The organism is Vibrio sp. YT-19(2023), assembly GCF_033337395.1.
The window spans coordinates 1-603 of sequence record NZ_JAWOQN010000748.1; the positions used below are offsets into that span (position 1 = coordinate 1).

Here is a 603-nt window from a genome sequence, read left to right on the forward strand (position 1 = left end):
AATTATTTGTTTTCAGGTGGGGAGCAAACGCGTTGTGCGCAAGAGTTCCAACTATTACTTACACTGATTAATGCTGGCGTTCATGTGCCAAGGCCAATTGCTGCGAGAGCTGTGAAATCTGGATTGACATATCAGGCCGATTTATTGAGTGAGCGCATTCCTAACGCAAGAGACCTGGTCAGTATCTTGCGGGAAAAACCGTTACCGGAAGGAATGTATCAAAAAATAGGGCAAGAAATTGCCAAAATGCACAACGCTGGCGTTAATCACACAGACCTGAATATCCACAACATCTTGATCGATGACAAAGATAAAGTGTGGATTATTGATTTTGATAAGTGCCGCAAACAAGAGCACGGCGACTGGAAAAAGCAAAACTTAGAAAGGCTTCTTCGCTCATTCAAAAAAGAACTGCTCAAACGCCAAATCATTTGGCAAGCGTCCGATTTTGATCATGTACAAAAAAGTCATACTGAAAATACGTAAAGTGAGCTTTTTGTCAGTTATTCGTGAGACAATCCAATAGCGCATTTCGGTACACCCACTAAAAGTACCCATTAAAGTAGGTAACATTTGCAATGAAAATACTAGTAACAGGCGGAG

1 protein-coding gene is annotated in these 603 nt (G+C 41.3%); it reads left to right on the plus strand.

The window, feature by feature from the left end; all coding sequences use genetic code 11:
* Window positions 1–486, plus strand: a 486-nt coding sequence (locus R7E78_RS28250) for a 3-deoxy-D-manno-octulosonic acid kinase (protein ID WP_318058896.1), incomplete at its 5' end; no start/stop codon positions are given.
* Window positions 487–603 lie beyond the last annotated feature (117 nt).